Here is a 14,390-nt window from a genome sequence, read left to right as displayed (position 1 = left end):
GCACGCCCGTCCTTCGACAGAAAACCACCGCGAATCATGCACCCAGCAGAATCGCTCGCGGGACGATCGTCAACGCCATTTCTTCGGGGGTTCGGGGAGTCGGGGTATTACTTAATTCGGAACGTAACTACTGTAGAAGGCGTGAATACTTGTCGAATTAAGTAAACTGTCCCCGCATTTCCTCCGACGCCGCGGCACCGGCGGTAGCCTGGCTAGGGGTGAGCAAAGCAGGTCATGTCCCCTCGCGTGGTCTAGCTTCTCACCACTGACCGCTGTCTGGGTTGACCCGGGCGGTTCTGCCATGCGGCCACGGCAATCAGGCGGGGTGGGGGGCTTTGGTTCCGGTAATGGCCTCCTTGTAGCGGACGAGTCGTTCGGCGAGCGGCTCCTGCGCCTCGGCGCGCCGCCGAGCCGCGTCGGCCAAAGCCAGGCGCAGAGCCGGATCGTCGCGCAGGCGAAGCAGCGCTGCCGTGAAGGCGGTGTCGTCGCCGGCCTCGCACAGGAGGCCCGTGACGCCGTCCTCGACGAGTTCGGGGATGCCGCCGACGCGGCTCGCTACCACGGCCACGCCGCGCCGCTGCGCCTCCTGGACGACGAGCGGGCGGCCATCGATCCGCGACGGGACGAGAAGGACGTCGAGCGCGGCGAACTGCCGGGCGAGCGCTTCGTCGTCGAGATGGCCGCGCCAGCGGATGCTTCGCCGGAGCGACAGGATCAGGGCGTGGCGGCGCACTTCGCGCTGCATCTCGCCCCCGCCGGCGATCACGAAGGAGAAGCCCGCCGCGGGGAGACGGGCGGCGGTGCGCAGCACGGCATGCGGGTCCTTGATCGGGTCCATGCGGCCGATGAATCCGACGAGCAGGCGGCCGTCGTTTCGCGCGGCGCGCGGGACCGGCAGCACGAAGGGAGCGCTGGGGATCAGCCGCGCCGGCGGGGCGTCGAGGCGCATCGCGCCGATGCTGGCCAGCGCGTCGAGGCTTTCGGCGATGACGAGGTCGATGCAGGGCGCCATGGCGCGCAGGCGGTCGCCGCCGTCGGTGGAATTGAACAGGAAGGCGACCTGGCGCAACGAACGCCGCGCGGCCGACACCGCGGGTGCAAGCGACAGTGCCTGCGGAAAATTGCACCAGACGACAGCGCCGGTGTCGGGCTCGGCGATCGCGGAGACGGCCAGGGGCGCGTCGTCGGGCGCAATTCTGCGCCAGCCGTCGATCGCGCCTTCGAACCACGCAGCGAGCGAACTCCCGTCCAGCGGTCTGTGGGTGTCGATGCGCAGCTCGACACGATGGCCGTCCTGGCGAAGCGAGCGGCAGATCTGCGACAGCAGGCGCTCGCCGCCGCCGAAGCCGGGAAACGGGAGGACGACGGTTATCTTGCCGTGCCTGCCGGAATCTGCTGACATGCCCAAGTCTCGCGTATGGTTGCGGGATGCACACCGGAAGACGCATAGATGACGGCTCTGCCGGACACCATCACGCAATTGCGTCACGACCTCTCGATGATTCCGCCGCCGGTCGTCTTCTACTGCAAGTCGCACTCGGGAAGCCGTCTGCTCGCCCGGCTCGTGATGGCCGGCGGCGTGTGGCTCGGCGACCGACGCAACGAGTCGGAGGATTCGGCAGACATCCTGCGGCTGGTGGAGCCGCTGGTCGAGCGGCATTTTCCCGACTTCTCCAGGCTTTTCTCGCAGGGCGACGAAGAGATATCGGCGCTGGCGCGCGACGTGCTGACGGGGCATCTGCGCGGGCGGCCGGACGGCGCTCCCTGGGGTTGGAAGCTCTGCGAGACCGGTTACGCGCTGCCGCTGTTGCTGCGCATCTTCCCGCGGGCGCAGGTCGTGCACCTGCTGCGCGACGGGCGCGACGTCGCGTTCTGCGACCATGTCGCGCCGGAGAGCGCGTTCTGGAAGAAGGTCTTCTTCGGCACCGATCGGATCCGGCGGTGGAACGGACTGAAGCTCACTTACCACACCTATCTGCGCCATTCGCACGTCTTCAACGCGCAGCACTGGGTGAACAGCGTCTCCGTCGGCCGACGGCACGGGGCGATGGCCGGGGCGAACTACCACGAGATACGCTACGAGCACATCGTGGCCGATCCGGTGGGCGCGATGCGCGGGCTGTTTGACCGGCTCGGCCTTCCCATGGACGAAGACGGCGTGCGTGCGGCGGCGGGCAGCGTGCATGCCGACAGCGTGGGCAAGCACCGCGCGATGCCGGAGTGGCAGGTGCGCGAGGCGCTGCGCGTGCTCGCGCCGACGCTCGGGGCATTCGGCTATGCGACCCCACCGGCGCGTGCCGGACGCTTCGCCCGTATCCTGGGGAGGTTGCGTGCATCCTGATATCCGCGCGGCATTCGCGGGACTGATCGCGGCGCTGCCTGCGCCCGGACGCGTTCTCGAGGTCGGCCAGCACGAGGGCGAGGCGGCGCTGATCGACCTGCCGGCCCTGGCCGGCGCGCGCGAGCGGGTGGCTTTCGGGCTCGAGGCGGGCGGGATGCCGCCGGGCGTGACGGTGGTGCGCGGCAATGCCAACGACCTGGCGGTCCTCGGCGCGGAGGGGTTCGACCTCGTCCTCTGCAATTCGATGCTGGAGCACGATCCGCGGTTCTGGCTGAGCCTGGCCGGTATGCGACGCGTGACGCGGCCGGGCGGGCACATGATCCTCGGCGTGCCGGGCTATGGCGCCATGCGTGGCCGGGCGAGGGGCTGGTGGGGGCGGCTCGCATCCTCTATCCGCGGGGACCGCGCCGACGCGCAGGCGGCGTCGACGTCGACGCTCGGACTGCACGGCTACCCGAGCGACTACTACCGCTTCAGCCGCGCGGCGGTGGAGGAGGTGTTCCTCGAGGGCTGCGAGGAAAGGCGGGTCTTTGAGGTTATGGATCCACCGCGGTTCATCGGGGTGGGGCGCAAGGCATGAGGGGAACACAGCGGTGACCGGACCCGGACGTATCGTGATCACCGGGGCCGGCGGCTTCATCGGCAGCCATGTCGCCGAAGCGGCCGTGGCGCTCGGCCTGCCGACGACCCTGATGCTGCGCTATTCCTCGCATGGCGGCATCGGCAACCTCGTCCATCTCGACCCGCAGACGCTCGCGCAGGCAGAGCTGGAATGGGGCGACGTCACCGACGGCCGCAGCCTGGCGCGCATCCTGGAGGGGGCGGGGGCCGTCATCCACCTGGCGGCGCTGATCGGCATTCCCTATTCGCTGGCGGCGCCCGAAAGCTATGTCGCGACCAACGTGACCGGCACGCTGAACGTGCTGGAGGCGGCGCGGCAGGGCGGGGTCGGCCGCGTGGTGCTGGCCTCGACCTCGGAGGTCTATGGCGACGCCGAGACGCCGGCGATAGACGAGACGCATCCGCTGAAGCCGCAATCACCCTATGCGGCGACCAAGGTGGCGGCCGACGCGCTCGGCCGCGCCTGGCACCTGAGCTTCGGGCTTCCGGTGACGATCATCCGGCCGTTCAACACCTTCGGGCCGCGGCAGAGCCGGCGCGCGGTGATTCCGACGATCATCTCGCAGGCGCTGCGGGGAAACACGTTGCGGCTGGGGAGCCTGTGGCCGCAGCGTGACTTCACCCACGCTGCCGATACGGCGGCGGCGCTACTGCTGGCGGCGACCGGCCCGGATATCGGTCTCGGACCCTACAATCTGGGCACAGGCCGGTCGATCTCGATCGAGGAACTGGTCGGCGTGGTCGGCCGGCTCGTCGGCCGCAAGCTCGAGGTTGCGACCGATCCGGAGCGGATCCGCCCGGCGGCCGGCGAGGTGGACCGACTGACAGCCGACAACGGGCGATTCGTCAGCAAGACCGGCTGGTCGCCGCGCCTGAGCCTGGAGGAGGGGCTTGCCATGACGATCGAGCATCTTCGCCGCGAAGACTTTCGCGACGACCGCTACCGGGTGTAGTCCGTGCAGGTGGTGATCATGGCGGGCGGGCTGGGGACGCGGCTGTCGCCGCTGACCAGCGAACGCCCGAAGGCACTGCTGCCGCTGGGCGGCACCACGCTGGTGGGCGCGCTGCTGGATCGCCTCGCCGTCTGCGGCATGACCGAAGCGGTGATCTGCGCCGGCCACATGGGCGAACTCTTGCCACAGGCGCTGGGGACGGACCGACGCGGCGTACCGCTGCGCTTCTCCGTCGAGGACGAGCCGCTGGGCACTGCGGGCGGACTGCAGCTGGTGGCGGGGCTGGCGCCCGACTTCCTGGTGGTGAACTGCGATATCGTGACGGTGCTGGACTTCGGCGCACTGTTCGAGAGCCATCGGGCCAGCGGCGCGGCGGCGACGGTGGCCGCAGGCGAATGGCGCGAGCGGCTGCGATTCGGGACGGTCGAGGCCGACGCGGAGGGGCGCGTGCTGCGGCTGCGCGAGAAGCCGGAGGTACGGCACACCATCCTGCTCGGCGCCTATGCGCTGAACGCCGAGGCCGTGGCCGCGGCGATGCCTTCGGCCGGCGGGCGCATCGACATGCCCGAACTCCTGGACCGGATGATCGCCATGGACGCGCCGGTGCGGCAGTTCTTCTCGACGGCGGAGTGGTTGGACGTCGGGACGGTGGAGGATTATCGCGGCGCCGCGCGCGCCGTCTCGCCGCTGCAGGACGAATGACCCGGCCTGTGCTGATGACGGGAGCGAGCGGCTTCGTCGGCCGCGCGGTCGCCGCGCGGCTGGTGGCCGCGGGCGCGACCGTCGTCTCGCTCGGCCGCAGCGTGCCGGCGCTGCACGGGGTCAGGCATCTGGACGCGGACATCGGCGACGCCATCGAGGCGCGGGCGGTGGTCGACCGGCTGCGGCCACGTGCGGTTCTGGCGCTTGCGAGCGCGCCGCCGCCTGCGGCCGACGACATTCACGAGACGGTGACGCTGGGTGCGGCGCTTGCACTGCTGGCAGCGGCGCAGACGGTCGAAGGCTGCCGTTTCGTCGGCATCGGCAGCGCGGCCGAATATGGCTCGGCCGAAACCGACGCTCCGCTCGGCGAGGATGCGCTTCGGCTTCCGGCATCGGCCTACGGCCGGGCCAAGGCGCAGCTGATGGACATGATCGCCGAGGCAGCGTCATCCGGCGGCGACGCCGTGGGGCTGCGCCTGTTTGCCGCGATCGGGCCGGATATGCCGACGCACAGCCTGCTCGGCTCCGTCGTTCGGCAGCTGCGTGCGCCGGACCGCACCGTGGTTCGGACCGGCGCGCTGGACGGCTGGCGCGACTACCTGCCGGTTGCCGCGGTGGCGAGGCTGACGGTTGCGCTGGCGCTGGCGCCGACACGGCCTCCGGCCTGGATCAATGTCGGCTCCGGACGGGCTACTGCGCTGCGCGAGCTCGTGGCCGCGACGCTGCGCTTTTCAGGCCGGGCAGTGGAATTCCGGGAGGCGGAGCGGCCCGAAACCGCGCGGGGACGCTGCATCGTGGCCGACGTCACCCGGCTGAAATCGCTCGGGCACGCCGTCGATCCGCTGCCGGTCGCCGACCTCGCGGTGCTGGCGCTGGGGATGGCCGCCGGCGACGACGACCACGCTGGATCCGAGGCGTTGCGCCCGTCCTGACGCGGCGGCCGCGAATCGGCGGCGGCGGGGAGGCGGCGGGCCTGCATGCGCGCGGCCGGAGGGGGCGGCCGGGCGTGGCGGTTTCGCCGCAGCGGGCTGGACGGACTTCCTCGTTCGCAGCGGGAGAATTGCCAAGCTTTGGCTTGCGTCGACCGGTGTGCTGCGCTAACCCTCGCCTCGTTGCAACACGGGCAGGCCGCGCGCATTTCCCGTACCGTCGCTTCGGCCGTGGCCGGAGGCGGACCGGTCGGTCGAACTGGACGGCATGCCGCGGAAGGTTCAGGCATGAACGAACTTCTCGTTTCGTATCTACCCATCGTGATCTTCGTCGGCGTGGCGATGGCAGTCGGCATCGCGCTGATCGCGGCGCCCTTCCTCATCGCCTACAAGAACCCGGACCCCGAGAAGCTCTCGGCCTACGAGTGCGGCTTCAACGCCTTCGACGATGCGCGCATGAAGTTCGATATCCGGTTCTATCTGGTCTCGATCCTGTTCATCATCTTCGATCTGGAAGTGGCCTTCCTGTTTCCCTGGGCGGTGTCGTTCGGCGAAATCGGCATGCTCGGTTTCTGGTCGATGATGATCTTCCTTGGCGTCCTGACGATCGGCTTCATATATGAGTGGAAGAAGGGAGCGCTGGAATGGGATTGAACGATAGTTCGCAGACCCTGATCGCGCCGAAGCCGAAGGGGATCATCGATCCCAATACCGGCAAGCCGATCGGGTCGGACGACCGGTTCTACGGCGAGATCAATTCGGAACTGGCCGACAAGGGCTTTCTCGTCACGTCTTCGGAGGCGCTGATCACTTGGGCGCGTACCGGCTCGCTGATGTGGATGACCTTTGGGCTGGCCTGCTGCGCGGTGGAGATGATGCACATCTCGATGCCGCGCTACGATGCCGAGCGCTTCGGCATCGCACCGCGCGCTTCGCCGCGTCAGTCTGACGTGATGATCGTCGCTGGCACGCTGACCAACAAGATGGCGCCGGCGCTGCGCAAGGTCTACGACCAGATGCCGGAGCCGCGCTACGTCATCTCAATGGGCTCTTGCGCCAATGGCGGCGGCTACTACCATTATTCCTATTCGGTGGTGCGCGGCTGCGACCGGGTGGTGCCGGTCGACATCTACGTGCCGGGCTGCCCGCCGACCGCCGAGGCGCTGCTCTACGGCATCCTGCTCCTGCAGAAGAAGATCCGCCGCACGGGCACGATCGAGAGGTAGGGCGATGGCAGAGCCGGCCGACATGATCCTGCCGCTGCTGCGCGAGATCCAGGGCGAGATCGCCAGCTTTCGCAAGGAGGCTGCCGACCGGTTCGCCGCGCTGGAGTCCGGACAGCGCAACATCCGCTCGGCACTCGCCGCGGACACCGTGTTGGGCCGAATGCTGATCGGCGAGTATGAAGAGCGGATCGGTTCGCTCGAGCGCAAGGTCGACGAGCTGGAGCGCGGCAAATGACGGGGAGCCAAGCTTCGCTCGCGTCAAGGGTCCGCCGTCTTAAGGGGCAGAACCTGTCGCTCGACGACTATGAGTCCGGACTGTTGCGCCTGGCGGGGCTCGATCCCAAGCCCGTCGGAAACGCTGCCCGATCGGTTGCGGCGGGGCTCGCGAAAACCGAGCGTCTCCGCGACCTGGAGACGAGACTCATCGCGCTCGAAGAGCGGGTTCGACAACTGGAAACGCACACATGAGCGAAGCGCTGAGAGATCTGGCCGGCTATATCGAAGAGCGGCTCGACGGCCGGATCGAGACCGCCGTCGTGGCGCATGCCGAGCTGACGCTGACCGTGGCGGCGGGAGACATCGTCGAGGTGCTGTCGTTCCTGAAGCGGGACGTGCAGTGCCAGTTCATCTCGTTCATCGACATCTGCGGCGCCGACTATCCGATGCGCGAGAAGCGCTTCGAGGTGGTGTACCACCTGCTGTCGCCGCGCCAGAACATGCGCATCCGGGTGAAGGTCGCGACTGACGAGGACACGCCAGTGCCGTCGGCAACGTCGGTGTTTCCGGGCGCCGACTGGTTCGAGCGCGAGGCCTACGATCTCTACGGCATCCTCTTTACCGGGCATCCCGAGCTGCGCCGCATCCTCACCGATTACGGCTTCGAAGGACACCCGCTGCGCAAGGACTTTCCGGTGACGGGTTTCGTCGAGGTCCGCTATGACGACGAGGTGAAGCGCGTCGTCTACGAACCGGTGGAACTGAAGCAGGAATTCCGCAACTTCGACTTCCTCAGCCCCTGGGAAGGCACGGACTACGTGCTGCCGGGGGACGAGAAGGCGAAGTAGCGGTGGCGGCGGCCGGTGCTGCGGCTCGTCTTCTTTGCGCTGCTGGCCGCGCTGGCCGTGGCAGCGATCTGGTCCGTGGTGTCGAAGCTCTCGGGCCGACCTTTCGCCAGCGACGCGACGGGCAAGGTGCTGGTGGCGCTGATCATCGCGGCGCTGGCCTTCTGGCTGTTCGGCGGCGGCGCTCTGCTGTCGGGATGATCGGGACGATGGACGCGCTGGCGTCGATTTCATTCATCGACGCCTGGGCGTCGAGGCGGGTTCGGGAAGCAGGATAATGACCGAGCACAACGTACGCAATTTCAACATCAATTTCGGCCCGCAGCATCCGGCCGCACACGGCGTGCTGCGCCTCGTGCTGGAACTCGACGGCGAGGTGGTGACCCGCGTCGATCCGCATATCGGGCTGCTGCACCGCGGCACCGAAAAGCTGATCGAGCAGAAGACCTACCTGCAGGCCGTGCCCTATTTCGACCGGCTCGACTATGTCGCGCCGATGAACCAGGAACATGCCTTCGCACTCGCCACCGAGCGGTTGCTCGGCATCGAGGTTCCGAAGCGCGGGCAGGTGATCCGGGTGCTTTATTCCGAGATCGGCCGTATCCTTTCGCACCTGCTCAACGTGACCACGCAGGCCCTGGACATCGGCGCGCTGACGCCGCCGCTATGGGGCTTCGAGGAGCGCGAGAAGCTGATGGTGTTCTACGAGCGGGCGTCGGGCGCGCGCATGCATGCGGCCTATTTCCGGCCGGGCGGCGTGCACCAGGACATTCCCGACAGTCTGGTCGAGGACATCGGCAAGTGGATCGACCCGTTCCTGCAGACGGTAGCCGATCTCGACGAACTCCTGACCGAGAACCGCATCTTCAAGCAGCGCAACGTCGACATCGGCGTGGTCAGCCTCGAGGACGCCTGGGCCTGGGGTTTCTCGGGCGTGATGGTGCGGGGTTCCGGCGCTCGCTGGGATCTGCGCAAGTCGCAGCCCTATGAATGCTACTCGGAGATGGATTTCCAGATCCCGATCGGCAAGAACGGCGACTGCTACGACCGCTACCTGATCCGCATGGAAGAGATGCGGCAGTCGGCAGCGATCATGCGGCAATGCGTGAACCGGCTTCTCTCGACGGAACGGACCGGGCCGGTGTCGAACCAGGACGGCAAGGTGGTACCGCCGAAGCGGGGCGCCATGAAGCGCTCGATGGAATCCCTGATCCATCATTTCAAGCTCTACACCGAGGGCTACCGGGTGCCGGCCGGCGAAGTCTATGCAGCAGTCGAGGCGCCGAAGGGCGAGTTCGGCGTCTATCTCGTCTCCGACGGCACCAACAAGCCCTATCGCTGCAAGCTGCGCGCACCGGGCTTCGCGCATCTCCAGGCCATGGATTTCATGTGCCGCGGCCACATGCTGGCCGACGTCTCGGCCGTGCTGGGCTCGCTCGACATCGTGTTCGGCGAGGTGGACCGGTAGTCGACCGGGCCGACCACGAATAATGGATTGCCGGATACGTCGGTCTCCGCTGCGCTTGACCGGTGTTCCGGGATGACGTCGGTCCCTCATCCTCGACCCACGTAGTGGGGAGGAGGGGGGCTCGCGCAGCCACGACGGAGGGGGGCTCGCATAGGCATGGCCTCTGCGACGACGCAGCCGAGACGGTCTCTCGGCTGTGGAAACTGCAGCGCTTCGTTTTCTTCGCGGTTCGGCCGGGCCAGCGGCGCCTGAGGCTCGTTCGGGCGGGGTCCCCACTCCGCCTCGCTTCGCTCGACACCTCCCCCCACGTCGTCGGGTCGGAGGATTGGCGCCGCAGTCGCTGGAGCCTCATCCTCCACCTGCCCGATCGGGATGGTGGTTGGCCTGCACCATGCGATGAAGACCGCGGGTACACTGCACCTCGGACGGAGCGCTCATGGGCCTGCGTGCGGGACGAGCCCCTCGCTGACCCGCACGGGCACGGCGCAACGAAGGCTACCATATCCGGCGCGGCTCAACCTTTCGTTTACCGTCATGTCAGCAGCCGTCAGTGCCTGCCACGGTAGCGGTCGAATCCGCTTGCGAAAAGAACAAAACATGAACATGATGTCTTTATAGACAGAAAACGGGAGAGATTCATGTCCGACCTTCTTCAAGATGTCGCTTCGCTCGTCGCGGTCAGCCTGTTCATCGTCTCGATGGCGATGTGGATCGGCGCCTACTGAGACGGACCCTCTGTCGTCGCACGCCGGCGGTCGACGCGCCGGCATTCGCGACCTCCATATTGCGCTTTCCCGTGCCGCCGCACTGCCTTGTCGCGGTCCGGGAGGCAGGGCAGTTCCCGCCAGGCGGCCCGTTCCCACGCCTTGCCCCCGGCGTTGCTCCGGTTCCCCACCGGACCACAGTCCCGCCCGGGAACTGCCCTGCGATAATTCATACCGCCGGCTCTGACGGCTGACCGTCGCCGTAGATCCACAGCGCCGTCATCCTCAGGTTCGGAGCGGGGATCTGCTGGCGTCTCGACGATCTTGCTGTCGCGCGGAGCACGCCGAAGCGCCAACCGCGCAAGGTCGCAGATCCCCTGACAAGGGCGGGGTTGGCTGGCATCCGATGTGGACGCCTCGGATGTTCCGGGTTCGCGACGCGCCAATCCCTGGCGGTCGCGCCGCGTCGGCATTGCGTCGCTGCCTTGTCCCGAACGGCGGCCTCAGTCGCCGACGGCCACGCCCTCGCGGCGGGGGTCGGCGCCGCCTTCCAGCGTCCCGTCGCCGATGAAGGAGACGCCGTGCAGGCCGGAGTTCATGCCGGTCGCCTTGACCTCGTAGCCCAGCGCCGCGAGGTCGTCGGCGAGCGCTTCGGCCATCGTCCCGGCTTCGACCTCGTAGCGGCCGAAGCGGTTTGCGAGGTGAGGCAGCGCCACGGCCTCCTGGATGTCCATGCGCCAGTCGATCAGCGCGATCAGCGCCTGCGCGACATAGGGAATGATCGTGCTGCCGCCGGGCGAGCCTAGCGCGAAGGCGGGCCTGCCGTCCTTCATGACGATGGTGGGCGACATCGACGAGCGCGGCCGCTTGCCGGGCTCGACCCGGTTGGCCACCGCCGTGCCGTTTTCCTGGGGCGAGAAGGAGAAGTCGGTCAACTGGTTGTTGAGCAGGAAGCCCGCCGCCATCAGCCGCGCGCCGAAGGCGTTTTCCACCGAACTCGTCATCGAGGCGACGTTGCCGAAGGCATCGACGATGACGAAATGCGTCGTGGCCGGCACCTCCAGGCTCTCTCCGTCGAGGCGCAGCTGCGCCTTGTCCCAGGGCGGCTCGCCCGGGCCGGCGAGATCGGCGGGCAGGGCGGTGTCGCGCTTCAGCAGTGCCGCGCGCGATGCGAGATAGCGGGCGTCGAGGAGGCCTTCGGGGATGTCGACGAAATCCGAATCGGCGACGTAGCGGCCGCGGTCGGCGAAGGCGAGCCGGGTAGCGTCGCCGAACAGACGCCAGCTCTGCGGGTCCGACGGGCCGAGCGTGCCGAGATCGAAGCCTTCGAGCATGCCGAGGATCTGACCGATCGCGAGCGCGCCGGAGGAGGGCGGCCCCATGCCGCAGACGTCGAAGCCCCGATAGGGCGCGCAGACGGCGGGCCGTTCCTGCACCTCGTAGGCGGCGAGATCGGCGCGCGTGAGCCGGCCCGGATTGGTCGGGTGGGAGGCGACGGCCGCAACGATCGCCTCGGCGACCGGCCCCTGGTAGAATGCGTCCGGCCCTTCGCGACCTATCAGCCGCAGCGTGTCGGCATAGTCCGGATTGGCGAGGCGCGCGCCTTCGGCCAGCGGCGCACCGGCGGCGTCGAAGAAATAGGTGCGGGTGCTGGGTTGGCCGGCCAGCCTTTCGCCGTCCTCGGCGATCAGGCTGGCCAGGCGCGCCGAGACGGCAAAGCCCGTTTCGGCCAGCCGCGCCGCCGGCTCGAACAGCTCGGCCCACGGCTTGCGGCCATGGGAAGCGTGGATCGTCTCCATCAGCCTCACGATGCCCGGGGTTCCGACCGAACGGCCGCCGACGACCGCCTCGAAGAAGCCCAGCGGCTTGCCGTCGGCGCCGACAAACAGGTCGGGCGTGGCGGAGAGCGGCGCGGTCTCGCGCCCGTCGATGGTGGTGAGCCTGCCGGTCGCGCCGTCGAGCCAGACCAGGAAGCCGCCGCCGCCGAGGCCCGACGACTGCGGCTCGACCAGGCCGAGCACGGTCTGCACCACGACGAGCGCGTCGGCCGCGCTGCCGCCGTCGCGCAGCACGGCGAGGCCGGCCTCGGCGGCGATCGGGTTGGCGGCCACCACCATCTGGCTGCGGGCGCGCACGGCGGCCTTGGCCTCGACGCTGGTCGGCGCCTCCGGCGCGACGGCATCGGTCGCCTGCTGCGCCAGCGCGCTTGCGGTCTGTCCGGCCAGCAGCGCAAGCAGGGCCGCGCCCAAGAGGTTCCTTCGCAAGATCATAGCAGCCCCTCGTAAAGCGGCCGCGGCGGAAGGATATCCGCCGGCCGGTCTCAGTTGGCCGAAGCCGGTCCGAACACCTCTTCGAACCCCTGTTTCAGCGCCACGTCCAGATCGGCCATGGTAACCGGCAATCCGAGATCGACAAGGCTGGTGACGCCATGGCCGGCGATGCCGCATGGCACGATGCCGGAAAAATGCGACAGGTCGGGCTCGACGTTGATGGCGATGCCGTGGAAGGAGACCCAGCGCCGCAGCCTGATGCCGATCGCGGCGATCTTGTCCTCTGCCGGGACGCCAGGCGCCAGCTGCGGCCTGTCGGGCCGCACCACCCAGACACCGACCCGATCCTCCCGCCGCTCGCCCCTGACATTGAAGCGGTCGAGGGTCCGGATGATCCATTCCTCGAGCGCGCCGACGAAGACGCGCACGTCCTCCCGACGCTGCTTGAGGTCGAGCATGACGTAGGCCACGCGCTGGCCGGGGCCGTGATAGGTGTATTCGCCGCCGCGCCCGGCGGCGTAGACGGGGAAGCGGTCGGGCTGCAGAAGGTCGTCCGTCCGGGCGCTGGTGCCGGCGGTGTAGAGCGGCGGGTGCGCGACCAGCCACACCATTTCGGCCGCCGTGCCCGCGCGGATGGCGGCGGCCCGCGCCTCCATCAGGGCCAGCGCGTCCGGATATGGAACGAGGCCCGGCTCGATCCGCCACTCCACCGGCGGGCTGCCCGGTGCGGCGTGAAAATCGAAGCCGAGCTGATTGCGCTGGAGCATCTGAAAACGTCCTTCGGGGCCAGATATGGCGTCAAAGCGGGGCGCCGTCCACCCATGCCGGAAGGGCTTTCGTCATGCGGCTGTCGAAAGCCGCATTTATTCGTTTCGGCGCTCTTGTTTCCCGACAGGTGATTTGCTAAACGCCGCAAGCCGGTCAGGACCGGCCCTACCACGTGCGGTCGTGGCGGAATTGGTAGACGCGCAGCGTTGAGGTCGCTGTGGGGCAACCCGTGGAAGTTCGAGTCTTCTCGACCGCACCATTCTCAGCCAGAGGCTGAACTCCTGTCCCGAAGACGCCGGTTTCGTTCGTGATTTCACGGACGCGCCTTCCGGTGCCTCATGGCGGTCTCCGTCCGGGCCTGCCGGCCCGACCAGCCGTCGTCGACGTCCCTGTCCTCGATCGTCAGAGCGTGAAACCTGCCGACCGCAGCCACCGCGGAGCGGCTCCGCCGGCCTTGCCTTTCGGCACGCGTGGGCATCGCCACGCGACCGAACCGGCGTGCGGTTCGGCCGCAAGCGGCGCGGGCTCAGTTGTTCTGCTTCTTCTCGATCTCGTCGACGAGGCCGTCAATGTCGGCGAAGAGCGCGTTCTCGTCGATCGTGCCCCGCTTCTGGCCGCCGCCGAGCGGCTTGTCGGTCTTGCGGTCCGAGTCGTCGAGCATTTCGTCCAGCGTGTCGAGGAGATCGAGGTCGCTCTGGAGATTCGACGGCTTGCGCTCGTTCTGCTCCGTCTTCTTCGTGCCCTTTTCCGACAACATGCCCAGCACGTCCAGCAGTTCCGGATCGGAGAGGTCTGACCGGTCGGTGCCGGTGGTCGGTTCGTCCTCGAGGAGCTCGTCCAGGCCGATCTCTTCCTGTTGCTTGATCTCAATGATCGGCTTCGGATCGGGCTTGACCGGGACGTTCTGTTTGTTGCCGAACTTTTCCTGGAAAAACCGCACCGTCGGATCGTAACTGACGTTGTTCCGGAGGTTATCGACGAGTTCCATCATCAGCTTGATCGCTTCCTGCGCCTGGCCGACCTTCAGCGGCATGTTTTTGACCCCGTTGATCGCGTTGGTGCCAACGATCTCGAGGTGAAGCCGTTTCGCCATCTTGTCGTCCAGCCCGAGGTCCTTCGTCACCCTTGCGACGAAGTTTTCGCGCGCCTGGACGTTTTCCTTCTGGACGGTCTTCGAGAATTTCGATTTCAGCCAGGCGATGCCCGGCGAGCCGGAGCGGACGCGGACTCCGCCTTCCTCGTCGCGGCTCTTGCCGATGTTGGCTTTCAGGTTCGTGGTGTCGACGATGGTCTTGAGCTGGCGGTCGGTGATCTGGGTCATGGTCGTGTTCCGGTGTGTTCCAGGGC

The 14,390-nt window shown here is 67.9% G+C and carries 16 protein-coding genes and 1 tRNA gene; 13 read left to right on the top strand and 4 right to left on the bottom strand.

The window, feature by feature from the left end:
* Window positions 1-316: 316 nt before the first annotated feature.
* Window positions 317-1,402 (bottom strand): glycosyltransferase family 4 protein, encoded by a 1,086-nt coding sequence (locus N1F91_RS25915; protein ID WP_289996439.1) that lies wholly within the window; start codon window positions 1,400-1,402, stop codon window positions 317-319.
* Window positions 1,403-1,450: 48 nt separating this feature from the next.
* Between N1F91_RS25915 and N1F91_RS25910 the strand changes: the two genes are divergently transcribed.
* The 12 genes from N1F91_RS25910 to N1F91_RS25855 all read left to right on the top strand — a co-directional run bounded on the left by N1F91_RS25910 (window position 1,451) and on the right by N1F91_RS25855 (window position 9,301).
* Window positions 1,451-2,341 carry a sulfotransferase gene (locus N1F91_RS25910; RefSeq protein WP_289996437.1) on the top strand — a complete coding sequence of 297 codons (891 nt, stop codon included), beginning with the start codon at window positions 1,451-1,453 and terminating at the stop codon, window positions 2,339-2,341.
* Window positions 2,331-2,921, top strand: a complete 591-nt coding sequence (locus N1F91_RS25905) for a methyltransferase domain-containing protein (protein ID WP_289996436.1) — start codon at window positions 2,331-2,333, stop codon at window positions 2,919-2,921. The genes N1F91_RS25910 and N1F91_RS25905 overlap by 11 nt, the downstream gene beginning before the upstream one ends.
* Before the next feature lie 13 nt (window positions 2,922-2,934).
* The gene (locus N1F91_RS25900; RefSeq protein ID WP_289996434.1) at window positions 2,935-3,915 is read left to right on the top strand and encodes a GDP-mannose 4,6-dehydratase; all 981 of its coding nucleotides are present in this window, start codon (window positions 2,935-2,937) and stop codon (window positions 3,913-3,915) included.
* A 3-nt stretch (window positions 3,916-3,918) separates the two neighbouring features.
* Entirely contained in the window at window positions 3,919-4,617 is a 699-nt protein-coding gene (locus N1F91_RS25895; RefSeq protein WP_289996431.1) for a nucleotidyltransferase family protein, read from the top strand.
* Window positions 4,614-5,549, top strand: coding sequence for an NAD(P)-dependent oxidoreductase (locus tag N1F91_RS25890; RefSeq protein WP_289996430.1), 936 nt, complete (start codon window positions 4,614-4,616; stop codon window positions 5,547-5,549). The genes N1F91_RS25895 and N1F91_RS25890 overlap by 4 nt, the downstream gene beginning before the upstream one ends.
* A gap of 285 nt (window positions 5,550-5,834) precedes the next feature.
* Window positions 5,835-6,200, top strand: a complete 366-nt coding sequence (locus N1F91_RS25885; protein ID WP_289996429.1) for an NADH-quinone oxidoreductase subunit A — start codon at window positions 5,835-5,837, stop codon at window positions 6,198-6,200.
* Window positions 6,191-6,772: an NADH-quinone oxidoreductase subunit B gene (locus N1F91_RS25880; protein ID WP_289996428.1), complete on the top strand. Its 582-nt coding sequence runs from the start codon at window positions 6,191-6,193 to the stop codon at window positions 6,770-6,772. The genes N1F91_RS25885 and N1F91_RS25880 overlap by 10 nt, the downstream gene beginning before the upstream one ends.
* A gap of 4 nt (window positions 6,773-6,776) precedes the next feature.
* A complete protein-coding gene (locus N1F91_RS25875) occupies window positions 6,777-7,007 on the top strand; it encodes a hypothetical protein (protein WP_289996427.1) in 231 nt (76 codons plus the stop codon).
* Window positions 7,004-7,240, top strand: a complete 237-nt coding sequence (locus tag N1F91_RS25870) for a hypothetical protein (RefSeq protein WP_289996426.1) — start codon at window positions 7,004-7,006, stop codon at window positions 7,238-7,240. The genes N1F91_RS25875 and N1F91_RS25870 overlap by 4 nt, the downstream gene beginning before the upstream one ends.
* Window positions 7,237-7,836 (top strand): NADH-quinone oxidoreductase subunit C, encoded by a 600-nt coding sequence (locus N1F91_RS25865; RefSeq protein ID WP_289996424.1) that lies wholly within the window; start codon window positions 7,237-7,239, stop codon window positions 7,834-7,836. The genes N1F91_RS25870 and N1F91_RS25865 overlap by 4 nt, the downstream gene beginning before the upstream one ends.
* A 15-nt stretch (window positions 7,837-7,851) precedes the next feature.
* Window positions 7,852-8,034: a hypothetical protein gene (locus tag N1F91_RS25860; protein ID WP_289996422.1), complete on the top strand. Its 183-nt coding sequence runs from the start codon at window positions 7,852-7,854 to the stop codon at window positions 8,032-8,034.
* Between the two features lie 76 nt (window positions 8,035-8,110).
* On the top strand, window positions 8,111-9,301 hold the full coding sequence (locus N1F91_RS25855) for an NADH-quinone oxidoreductase subunit D (protein WP_289996421.1): 1,191 nt from the start codon (window positions 8,111-8,113) through the stop codon (window positions 9,299-9,301).
* A gap of 1,207 nt (window positions 9,302-10,508) precedes the next feature.
* On the opposite strand, the gene ggt is transcribed toward N1F91_RS25855, so the two are convergent.
* The gene (gene ggt, locus N1F91_RS25850; protein WP_289996420.1) at window positions 10,509-12,275 is read right to left on the bottom strand and encodes a gamma-glutamyltransferase; all 1,767 of its coding nucleotides are present in this window, start codon (window positions 12,273-12,275) and stop codon (window positions 10,509-10,511) included.
* 50 nt (window positions 12,276-12,325) lie between these two features.
* On the bottom strand, window positions 12,326-13,042 hold the full coding sequence (lipB, locus tag N1F91_RS25845) for a lipoyl(octanoyl) transferase LipB (protein WP_289996419.1): 717 nt from the start codon (window positions 13,040-13,042) through the stop codon (window positions 12,326-12,328).
* 175 nt (window positions 13,043-13,217) lie between these two features.
* Between lipB and N1F91_RS25840 the strand changes: the two genes are divergently transcribed.
* Window positions 13,218-13,302, top strand: a tRNA-Leu gene (locus N1F91_RS25840).
* A 267-nt stretch (window positions 13,303-13,569) separates the two neighbouring features.
* Here N1F91_RS25840 and N1F91_RS25835 read toward each other — a convergent pair.
* On the bottom strand, window positions 13,570-14,364 hold the full coding sequence (locus N1F91_RS25835; protein WP_289996418.1) for a hypothetical protein: 795 nt from the start codon (window positions 14,362-14,364) through the stop codon (window positions 13,570-13,572).
* Window positions 14,365-14,390: the final 26 nt, after the last annotated feature.

Source organism: Aquibium sp. ELW1220 (genome assembly GCF_030398385.1).
Lineage (GTDB): Bacteria > Pseudomonadota > Alphaproteobacteria > Rhizobiales > Rhizobiaceae > Aquibium.
This window is presented reverse-complemented; position numbering and strand designations above follow the sequence as displayed.

Excerpts from the sequence above, each read along its gene's own strand:
- N1F91_RS25880 (WP_289996428.1), top strand. The coding sequence starts at position 6,191 with ATGGGATTGAACGATAGTTCGCAGACCCTGATCGCGCCGAAGCCGAAG.
- N1F91_RS25885 (WP_289996429.1), top strand. The coding sequence starts at position 5,835 with ATGAACGAACTTCTCGTTTCGTATCTACCCATCGTGATCTTCGTCGGC.
- N1F91_RS25835 (WP_289996418.1), bottom strand. The coding sequence starts at position 14,364 with ATGACCCAGATCACCGACCGCCAGCTCAAGACCATCGTCGACACCACG.
- N1F91_RS25855 (WP_289996421.1), top strand. The coding sequence starts at position 8,111 with ATGACCGAGCACAACGTACGCAATTTCAACATCAATTTCGGCCCGCAG.
- N1F91_RS25875 (WP_289996427.1), top strand. The coding sequence starts at position 6,777 with ATGGCAGAGCCGGCCGACATGATCCTGCCGCTGCTGCGCGAGATCCAG.
- N1F91_RS25915 (WP_289996439.1), bottom strand. The coding sequence starts at position 1,402 with ATGTCAGCAGATTCCGGCAGGCACGGCAAGATAACCGTCGTCCTCCCG.
- N1F91_RS25890 (WP_289996430.1), top strand. The coding sequence starts at position 4,614 with ATGACCCGGCCTGTGCTGATGACGGGAGCGAGCGGCTTCGTCGGCCGC.
- ggt (WP_289996420.1), bottom strand. The coding sequence starts at position 12,275 with ATGATCTTGCGAAGGAACCTCTTGGGCGCGGCCCTGCTTGCGCTGCTG.
- N1F91_RS25865 (WP_289996424.1), top strand. The coding sequence starts at position 7,237 with ATGAGCGAAGCGCTGAGAGATCTGGCCGGCTATATCGAAGAGCGGCTC.
- N1F91_RS25910 (WP_289996437.1), top strand. The coding sequence starts at position 1,451 with ATGACGGCTCTGCCGGACACCATCACGCAATTGCGTCACGACCTCTCG.
- lipB (WP_289996419.1), bottom strand. The coding sequence starts at position 13,042 with ATGCTCCAGCGCAATCAGCTCGGCTTCGATTTTCACGCCGCACCGGGC.
- N1F91_RS25870 (WP_289996426.1), top strand. The coding sequence starts at position 7,004 with ATGACGGGGAGCCAAGCTTCGCTCGCGTCAAGGGTCCGCCGTCTTAAG.